We start from the raw sequence: 8,322 nt of genomic DNA, 5'->3' as shown, positions 1-8,322 counted from the left end.
GCGGTCACAAACTGCCACTCATGGGCCATTGCGAGCGCGAGATAGACACAATCATAGGCGGGATGATCGAGGTCAATAGCCAGCTTCGCGGCTGGCTCCATCAACGCTCGCATGGGATGAAGCTCGACATCGGCACGCTGGATGATTTTCGCCGCGACCATCGCTTCCTCCGCCGTCAACTCGGAACGGCGCACCTTTTTCCAAAGGATGTTCGCGCATTCGGCGACCAGAAGATCGGGCGCGGACAGGCGATGGCGGGACAGCAGCGACACGGCTTCATCCGTGCCGTCCTCCGTCACCACCCATTTGACGGCAACGCTCGCATCTATGACCAGGCGCGTCACCGTTCTTCCCGGCCTTCGCGCAATAGCGTCTCGGAGGGGGTTTGCCGCCGCTTCGCTGTCAGCGCGCGCATTTCGGCGGCAAGGTCCCTGAATGAAGGATCGACCTCGGCGGCAAGAGCCTGCCGCAGAATCTCCCGATGTTCAGCTTCGACCGAACGACCATGCCGCGCCGCCCTTCGGCGCAAGCGCTGCACAAGATCATCGTCGAGATTACGAACTTGAAGCGCTCGGGACATGCCAAACCTCTGCAATGAAAATGATGGCAATGATACCATTGCAACCAATTTTCGTCAACGGCGGCTGCTTTTGCCGCTCTCGCGCGACGGGTCCACGTCCCCCTTTGCCTGCGCCCTGTCCCACTCATGCAGCACGCGGAAGAAGCCGGTCAGATTTTCCAGCATCTGGCGTGCATCCTCATTGGTCAGTTTCTGGCTAGTGCGCTTCTGGAAGACACTGCGGGCCTTCTCGACCAACTCGTTGGAAAAGCGCCGGCTGTGCGGTGCCTTTCGCTCGCCGGGCCATTCGACCACCACTCTGTCCCGATCGCGGCTCATTCAGCGGCCTGCCTTGCCGCGTTCGCAAGCACCAGGTTCAGCACCATCTTCGCGGTCAGCCCTTCGGCATCCGGGAAAAGAGCAGCGACGATCGGGTAATGCGGGTCGTCGATCTCCACACGCAGATATTCGCGCGGGGGATCAGTGCGGGATTTCTTTTCCCATGCGTCGCCTATGGGGTTCCATCCCAGCATGACGCGGAACGCGGGCGCATCGTCACTCACGCGATCATCGTTCGGGATCAGCCTGATGCGGCGCTTGTTGATGGTCAGGGTGTCGATTTCCCCTTCCCATCCGCCCTGCTTCGACCGCTTGAACCGGCCGATGATCCTGCGCCGCTTCATGTCCCGGCCTCCGTGTTCTTGCGCGCCTTCGCAAAGCCGCGGTCGCTGGCGAGGAAGGATTCGAGCATGGCGGGGATCAGGTCGGCCACCTCTGCCTTGTCCGAATAGGCCCGGTTATAAAGCGCGGCATAGTCAGCGAGAGCGTGGGCAAGGTCGGGTGTGACCGTGATGCCGATCTTGACCGGGGTGCGGTCGGGGAGTCTGGCGAGTTTGAGCATGGGGGCGTCTCCTGTCAGCGCACGCGCCATTCCCCGAGGACCAAATCCTTGCGAACGATCACGCGGAGCGGCCATCCGGGGCGGACGGTTATGGTGGGCTGGATGTTGAGATTCTTCGAGACGATCTGCTGGCCCGCCTGATTGGCGGACTGCTGGGTCGACTGGCGGATCGCGCGCACGAGATCGCTTTCGTCATCGCCGATCGACAGTTCGGTGCCGACACCGAGCAGCGTCGAAAGCGCCACGCCCTTGAGCAGCCGCCAGGTGTGATAATCCACCTTGTCGGACAGGCCGGCATAGCCAGCGGCATCGGTCGCAGGCAGATTGTCGATCTGGATCGAGCTGCCGTCCGGCAGGATGATCCGCTGCCACACGAGCAATGCCCGGCTCTGGCCGAACGCGACGACACTATCGTAACTGCCGATCAGCCGCGAACCCTGCGGGATCAGCAGCGTCCGGCCCGTCACGGTATCGAACACATTCTCCGTCACCTGCGCCACGACCATGCCGGGCAGATCGGAGCTGAGGCCGGTGAGCAAGCTGGCTGCGATCACGCTGCCCGCCATCACCTGATGCGGCGATGCCGGGGTCTGGAGCGCATGGGCGTTGTAGATCCCGCCCGGCGCCGACTGCCCTATGAAGTCGAGCTTGCGTTGCTGGTTGTTGGGGTCGGTGTCCGGGTTGAGGGCCACCCGATCGGTCTGTGTCGGATCGGCGGGAACCGTGGTGCTGGCAGCCGCATCGGCGGCCATACCAGCAGCCGCACTCGCTGCACGGCCCGACGACTGCACCATGACGCCCGCCTCGCGGGCCTGTGCCGCTTGCGCTGCGATGCGCTGGCGCTCCGCCTCCGCCGCCTGTTCTTCAGGGGTCGTGGCAGGCGGCATGGCGCTGTCACCGGGCGTCACGCCACCCGCCTCAAGCTGGCGCTGTCGATCGAGGATCGGCCGCCCAAGATCGCCGGGGAGTGGCGGCCCCAAAACCGGAACACCAAGCGGAACATCGCCATAGGTGCCGGGCAAGTTCATCACCTGATCGGCCGGCGTGTGGCGCTCGGTGATTGCCTTGTCGCTCGGTTCCACCAACCTGAGTGTTTTAGGACCCAGCGCCATCCACGCGACACCAGCGATAGCGAGTGATCCGGCCGCCGCGCCGCCGACGATGACGCCGCGCTTGAACCGGACGACGCGGCGGGGATTGGCGCGCAGCGTCAGCGTGTCGGGGGGAGCCTTGCGGGGCGGCGGTGCCGGTGCGGCCTGCGGCGCTGCCGGTTGGGGCGCGCCCGGCTCGGCAGGCGGGATCGGGGCGATTGGAGGTTCGGTCATTTCCGTGACCTCCCGTCTGTCCGGCTGATCCGCACTATCTGCTGGGGCTTCTCGCCAAGACGAAGCTCAGCCGCCGCGAACAGACGATCGACGATATAGTGGTTGCCGGTGACGCGGTAATTGACCAACTGGCTGTCGCCCAGCGGGCCGACGACAAACAGCGGCGGCGCTTCGCCCTGATCGAGACGCGCCGGGAACTCGACATAGACCTTGGTCCCATCATCCCAGGCGCGCACTGGCCGCCACGGCGGACTGTCGCCCGTGATCTCATAGCGGAACCGGAGATTGGTCAGCGCGACATTCTCCGCGACCGGCCGTGCCTGCTCGGCCTCCCGGTTCTGGCGACGCAGCGCCACAAGCCGGTCCTGCGGATAGGTCCAGGAGATTGCCGCCATCGCCGTGCGATCGGTGCTTTCGAGCGCGAGGTGATAGGCGCGGCGGTCGGTCGTGATGACCATGTTCGTTGCCAGCCCCGGCGCGAAGGGCTTCACCAGGACATGCACGCGCGCTGACTCGCCCGCGCCGCTCGTCGTATCGCCGATGATCCAGCGAACTGTGTCACCGGCCGATACCGCCACCAGTTTCTCGCCGGGCTGCAAGGCAATATCACTCACGCGCTCCGGCGCGGTGTAGAGCCGATACAGCGCTCCCTCCGTCCACGGATAGACCTGCACGGCGTTGAGATAGCCGGAACTGCTCGGCTCCCTGGTCGCGGCGCGATTGGCCGCCTCGATCCGTGCGGTTGGCGCGCGCGTCTCGCCCCTTACCGAAGGCGGCGGCATGAGTTGGCCGGGAAGCGGAAGCGGCACCGGCTGCTCCACGATCTCGACCGGCCGGGGCGGCTCGGCCTCGATTGCGGCAGGCCGGAAGTCGGCGGCGTCATAGCTGATCGCGGGCGGCGGGGTCTTGCCCGCGCAGGCGGACAGCGCCAGCGCGGACGCGGACAGAAGCATGATGCGGATCATTGGCGGGGTTCTCCCTGATTGTTGGGACTGGCGGGCGTCGCCGGGGCCGGCGCGACCTCGGGCGACGCAGGCGCAACAGGGGGCGATGCTGGAACAGCGGAGGGCACCGGCTGCGGCGATGGTGCTGGCAAAGGCTGTGGTTGCGGACGTTGCCCCTGTGCCCCCGACTGTGCGGGCTGCCCTTCCAGTTCCCGCGCCCAGTCGATCGCGTTGACGAACAAGCCCAACGGGTTCTTGCGGAGTGCATCGGCCGTCTTCGGCGGCCGGAGCATCACCGTCAGCATGGCGGTCCAGCGCTCGGTCTTCGCCAGACTGCCGCGCTCGTAAATGCTCTCGGTCCATTTGACCTGAAAGCTGCTGTCCGAAGCACGGACCACGCTCGTCACCTGCACCGACACGCTGCGCTGGCCGATGCCGGCGAACGGATCGTTGCTGCGGGCATATTCGTTGAGGAACAGCGAGGCGCGGTCGGTTGCGAAGTCGTAGGCGCCAAGCCAGTTCTGTTTGACCAGCACCGGATCGGTGGAGACGGACCGCACGTTCGATATGAACCGCCCCAGATGCCAGGCTATCTGGCCATCGGTGGGCTGATAGTTCTGGATCGCGGGCGCGACACTGCGGGCTTCACCCAGTCGGTCCACCTCGACCACATAGGGGGCGACGCGGCTTTGCATCGACTGCCAAACGTTCGAGCATATGAGAACGCCGGTCAGCCCGAGGCATCCGAACGCGGCCAGCCGCCAGTTCCGTGCCTGCACGCGTGCGGAGCCTATGCGCTCGTCCCATAGCTGACCGGCACGTTGATAGGGTGTTTCGGGCTGCGGGGTCCGCCCGTAACGCTGTATGGATCGCTTGAAGATCATGGAACACTACTCCTTGTCGCTGAGATCGGGATTGGCGGCGTTGCCGGGACGATCGCCGTCCTTGATCGTCTGCATCGCCATGTGACGTTGATGCCGGGCGGTCTGCTGCGCGCGCAGGCTCTGCGCCCAGGCCGGGGTCACGGCGGATGCACCTGCTGCGGGTGATATTGCCGCGCCGGATGCCGACGATGCGGGCGAAGTTCGCCCGGCGTTCCAGGCAGCCTGTTGGCCCTTCGCGGCGCTGGCCCTGATCGGACTGGCGATGCGCGAGGCGGCGGCTCTCAGTCCCTGCGATGCCGCACCGCCAGCGGCAGTCGCCATCCCGCCAAGACCGGCACCGATGCTGGCGCTGCCGGATGTCTCCTGACCGAGCCGGTAGGACGCCTGCGCCGCTGAACCCATCGCGGTGCCGGCCTTGATCGCCCCCATGCCGCCGCGACCGGCCGCCATCGTGGCTTTCGCACCGAGCATGGCGGCACCGCCGGTTGCAAGCGCCGCGCCGGCCACCGTGCCGACCGCCGCTCCCGCGCCAAGCTGTGGTGCGCCCGAGACAAGGCCGGAGGCGATGCCGGGACCGAAGATGCCAAGTCCGAACAGAGTCAGCGCGCCCATCAGCAGGCTGAGCGCCTCGGCAATCTCCGGCTCGCTGCCGACAAGGGCGGTTAGTTCGCTGAACAGATTGGTGCCGATGCCGATAATGACGGCGAGGACCATGACCTTGATGCCCGACGACACCACATTGCCCAGCACGCGTTCGGCCAGAAAGCTGGTCTTGTTCCATAGGGCGAACGGCACGAGGACGAAGCCGGCGAGCGCGGTCAGCTTGAACTCCAGGATCGTGATGAAAAGCTGGATGGCGAGAATGAAGAAGGCGAGCACCACCAGCAGCCAGCAGATGAGTAGCACCGCGATGCTGAGGAAGTTGCCGAAGAACTCCGGGAATCCCGCCATCTCCGTCACCTGATCGAGCAGCGGATGTGCGGCGGTGAAGCCCGCGCCGGCGATCGCGCCGGGATGCATCAGGTCGTCGGCCGATACCCCGCCGCCGCCCGCCGTAATCCCAAGGCCTGAAAAGCTCTGGAAGATGATGTCGGCCAGCGTGCTGAAATTGCCGATGATGAAGGCGAAGGCCCCGACATAGAGCGTCTTCTTGATGAGCTTGCCCAGCACATCCTGATCGTTGTCCATCGCCCACCACAGCGCGGCGAGCGTCACGTCGATGCCGATCAGCACCGTGGTGAGGAACGCGACATCGCCCGACAGCAGGCCGAAGCCGCTGTCGATGTAGCTGATGAAGGCTTCGAGGAAGCTGTCGATGATGTTGAGGTCGGGGTTCATATCGGGGCCGCCTTGCCGTGCGCCGTCAGTCGCGCGTGTAGATGTCGGCCGAGCCGATGAAGCGCTTCGTCCGCTCGCGGGCGGCTTCGAGCGCCTGCTGCTGGCGCGCGCGTTCGAGCGAGTCCGCGCGATATTGCGCCGCCATCATCTGCTGGATCTGAAGCTGCTGCTTCGTGCTGAGCGCGAGTAGCTGGTTGGTGGCCTGCTGGGCCTGCAAGCTGCCGGTCGCGCTCTGGCTCTGCGATACCAGTTCGGACAATAGCCCGGCGTCGGCCTGGACATTCTCGGCTACCTGCGCTTGCACGCGCATGGTCTGGCGATAGGCCTTCATCGACGCCTGCAACCGGGCGCGAGCCTGCGTGATGATGTCGCTGGTGGAGAGTGCCCGGTCAAACTCGGCGGGGAACTGGCCGGCAAGCGCGGCGTCGGTCGATTCTAGGTCGAAGGCGATGCCTTCGACCTGCATCATCAGCGTGTCGATGCGCTGCATGGACCGGGTGATCTGCTGGAGCGAAGAGAAGTCGAGCCGCTGAAGATGCTTGGCCATATTGGTCAGCATCGACGCCTGATTCTGGAGCGCCTGGATCTGGTTGTTGATCTGGGTGAGCGTGCGCGCGGCGGTCAGGACGTTCTGCGCGTAGTTGCTGGGGTCGAACACCACCCCGCCGAACTGGGCGTGCGCTGGCGTGATCGGCACGATCGCCGTGCCGGTGATCGCAGTGGCCACGAGCGCGGTCGCGAGGATGCGGGATTTCATAATGCTAACTCCTGCTGGGGGTTGAGGGTGTCTCCCCCGGCGCTGTTCGCACCGGGGAAGTCTCGGAGAAGCTCGGCGGCCCAGCTGAGGCCGCGCGAACCAAGGAAGGCGGGAGCAAATTGGTCCGGGCCATGCTCGGCAAGCAGCCGATCGATCAGGCTTTGGGTGTCGGGATCGGACGCGCCGCAGAGCGCAAGCGCCACTGGGCCAAGAGCCAGCTCGAACAGCCGGTTGCCACGCCGCGATTGGAGATAATAATGCCGCTTGGGCGTGGCGCGGCCGATCAGCTCGATCTGCCGCTCGTTCAGCCCGAACCGCTCATAGGCCGCGCGGGCCTGCGGCTCGATGGCGCGGTCATTGGCGAGGAATATCCGCTGCGGGCAGCTTTCGAGGATCGCGGGCGCAATCGAACTGTCGGCGATATCCGCGAGGCTCTGCGTGGCGAACACCACGCTGACATTCTTCTTGCGCAGCACTTTCAGCCATTCGCGGATGCGAGCAGCGAACAGCGGATTGTCGAGGAACACCCAGGCTTCGTCGAGCACCAGCAACGTCGGCCGCCCGTCGAAACGCTCTTCCAGCCGGTGGAACAGATAGGTCAGCACCGGCAGCACCACACCGGCGGTGTTCATCAGAGCTTCGGTTTCGAAGCACTGCACGTCACTCAGGGCCAGGCGGTTTTCGGCGGCGTCGAGCAGCCGCCCGAACGGGCCTTCCAGCGTGTAAGGCATCAGCGCGGACTTGAGCGTATTGGACTGCAAGAGCACCGACAGGCCGGTCAGCGTGCGTTCTTCCGGCGGCGCGCTGGCGAGGCTGGTGAGCGCGGACCACAGCGCCTCCTTCACCTCCGGGGTGACGTCGAGCCGTTCGTGCGCCAGCAGCGCGGCGATCCACTCGGCCGCCCACGCCCGTTCGCTTGTCTCGTCGATGTTGCGGAGCGGTTGAAACGCCAGCGCGTCACTCTCGCCGAGGGCATGATGCTCGCCGCCCATTGCCAGCACCGCGGCGCGGGCGGACAGCCCTTTGTCGAAGATGTAAACCTGCGCGCCCGGATAGCGGCGGAACTGCAAGGCGAGTAAAGCCAGCAGTACGGATTTGCCCGCGCCCGTCGGGCCGACGATCAGCATATGGCCGACATCGCCGACATGCGTCGAAAGCCGGAAAGGCGTGGAGCCGGAGGTTTCCGCATAGAGCAGCGGCGGCCCGGCAAGATGCTCATTGCGTACCGGCCCGGCCCATACCGAAGATAGCGGCATCAGGTGCGCGAGGTTGAGCGTGTGGACCAGCGGTTGCCGGACATTGGCATAGACATGACCGGGGAGCGAACCCAACCACGCTTCAACCGCGTTCACGGATTCCCGTATGCAGGTGAAGCCCAGCCCGTTGACGATCCGCTCGACGATGCGAACCTTCTCGTCCGCGGCAGCACGGTCTTCGTCGGAAACCGTGATCGTCGCGGTATAGTAGCCGAAAGCGACATGATCGCCGCCCAAGGCTTGCAGCGCCAAATCCGCGTCCGCCACCTTGTTGTCGGCATCGCTGTCGGTGAGCGGCACAGGCTCGTTCATCATCACTTCGCGCATGAGTTGCGCGATGGACTTGCGCTTGTTGAAC

General features: G+C 65.3%; 11 protein-coding genes. All 11 read right to left on the bottom strand.

Going from position 1 to position 8,322, the window contains the following annotated elements; genetic code table 11:
* The coding region (locus LH128_RS07685) for a type II toxin-antitoxin system VapC family toxin (protein ID WP_008829046.1) at positions 1-344 on the bottom strand (344 nt) is incomplete at its 3' end.
* Positions 341-619 carry a FitA-like ribbon-helix-helix domain-containing protein gene (locus LH128_RS32040; protein WP_327195104.1) on the bottom strand — a complete coding sequence of 93 codons (279 nt, stop codon included), beginning with the start codon at positions 617-619 and terminating at the stop codon, positions 341-343. The genes LH128_RS07685 and LH128_RS32040, both read right to left, overlap by 4 nt.
* 15 nt (positions 620-634) lie before the next feature.
* A complete protein-coding gene (locus tag LH128_RS07680) occupies positions 635-898 on the bottom strand; it encodes a hypothetical protein (RefSeq protein ID WP_008829044.1) in 264 nt (87 codons plus the stop codon).
* Positions 895-1,242 (bottom strand): DUF736 domain-containing protein, encoded by a 348-nt coding sequence (locus LH128_RS07675; protein WP_008829043.1) that lies wholly within the window; start codon positions 1,240-1,242, stop codon positions 895-897. Before LH128_RS07675 ends, LH128_RS07680 begins: the two co-directional genes overlap by 4 nt.
* A complete protein-coding gene (locus LH128_RS07670) occupies positions 1,239-1,460 on the bottom strand; it encodes a DUF2274 domain-containing protein (protein WP_008829042.1) in 222 nt (73 codons plus the stop codon). Before LH128_RS07670 ends, LH128_RS07675 begins: the two co-directional genes overlap by 4 nt.
* Before the next feature lie 14 nt (positions 1,461-1,474).
* Positions 1,475-2,785, bottom strand: coding sequence for a TrbI/VirB10 family protein (locus LH128_RS07665; RefSeq protein WP_008829041.1), 1,311 nt, complete (start codon positions 2,783-2,785; stop codon positions 1,475-1,477).
* Positions 2,782-3,750 carry a P-type conjugative transfer protein TrbG gene (gene trbG / locus LH128_RS07660; RefSeq protein WP_008829040.1) on the bottom strand — a complete coding sequence of 323 codons (969 nt, stop codon included), beginning with the start codon at positions 3,748-3,750 and terminating at the stop codon, positions 2,782-2,784. Before trbG ends, LH128_RS07665 begins: the two co-directional genes overlap by 4 nt.
* Positions 3,747-4,613: a conjugal transfer protein TrbF gene (gene trbF, locus LH128_RS07655; RefSeq protein ID WP_008829039.1), complete on the bottom strand. Its 867-nt coding sequence runs from the start codon at positions 4,611-4,613 to the stop codon at positions 3,747-3,749. Before trbF ends, trbG begins: the two co-directional genes overlap by 4 nt.
* A gap of 6 nt (positions 4,614-4,619) precedes the next feature.
* Positions 4,620-5,951: a P-type conjugative transfer protein TrbL gene (trbL, locus tag LH128_RS07650; protein ID WP_008829038.1), complete on the bottom strand. Its 1,332-nt coding sequence runs from the start codon at positions 5,949-5,951 to the stop codon at positions 4,620-4,622.
* Positions 5,952-5,976: 25 nt separating this feature from the next.
* The gene (gene trbJ, locus LH128_RS07645) at positions 5,977-6,708 is read right to left on the bottom strand and encodes a P-type conjugative transfer protein TrbJ (protein WP_008829037.1); all 732 of its coding nucleotides are present in this window, start codon (positions 6,706-6,708) and stop codon (positions 5,977-5,979) included.
* The coding region (locus LH128_RS07640) for a TraG/VirB4 family ATPase (RefSeq protein WP_008829036.1) at positions 6,705-8,322 on the bottom strand (1,618 nt) is incomplete at its 5' end. The genes trbJ and LH128_RS07640, both read right to left, overlap by 4 nt.

Origin of the sequence: Sphingomonas sp. LH128 (assembly GCF_000293195.2) — a bacterium.
Lineage (GTDB): Bacteria > Pseudomonadota > Alphaproteobacteria > Sphingomonadales > Sphingomonadaceae > Novosphingobium > Novosphingobium resinovorum_A.
This window is presented reverse-complemented; position numbering and strand designations above follow the sequence as displayed.

What these genes read in the sequence shown, in the direction of transcription:
- LH128_RS32040 (WP_327195104.1), bottom strand. Translation starts at nt 619, where the DNA reads ATGGTATCATTGCCATCATTTTCATTGCAGAGGTTTGGCATGTCCCGA.
- LH128_RS07680 (WP_008829044.1), bottom strand. Translation starts at nt 898, where the DNA reads ATGAGCCGCGATCGGGACAGAGTGGTGGTCGAATGGCCCGGCGAGCGA.
- LH128_RS07675 (WP_008829043.1), bottom strand. Translation starts at nt 1,242, where the DNA reads ATGAAGCGGCGCAGGATCATCGGCCGGTTCAAGCGGTCGAAGCAGGGC.
- LH128_RS07670 (WP_008829042.1), bottom strand. Translation starts at nt 1,460, where the DNA reads ATGCTCAAACTCGCCAGACTCCCCGACCGCACCCCGGTCAAGATCGGC.
- LH128_RS07665 (WP_008829041.1), bottom strand. Translation starts at nt 2,785, where the DNA reads ATGACCGAACCTCCAATCGCCCCGATCCCGCCTGCCGAGCCGGGCGCG.
- trbG (WP_008829040.1), bottom strand. Translation starts at nt 3,750, where the DNA reads ATGATCCGCATCATGCTTCTGTCCGCGTCCGCGCTGGCGCTGTCCGCC.
- trbF (WP_008829039.1), bottom strand. Translation starts at nt 4,613, where the DNA reads ATGATCTTCAAGCGATCCATACAGCGTTACGGGCGGACCCCGCAGCCC.
- trbL (WP_008829038.1), bottom strand. Translation starts at nt 5,951, where the DNA reads ATGAACCCCGACCTCAACATCATCGACAGCTTCCTCGAAGCCTTCATC.
- trbJ (WP_008829037.1), bottom strand. Translation starts at nt 6,708, where the DNA reads ATGAAATCCCGCATCCTCGCGACCGCGCTCGTGGCCACTGCGATCACC.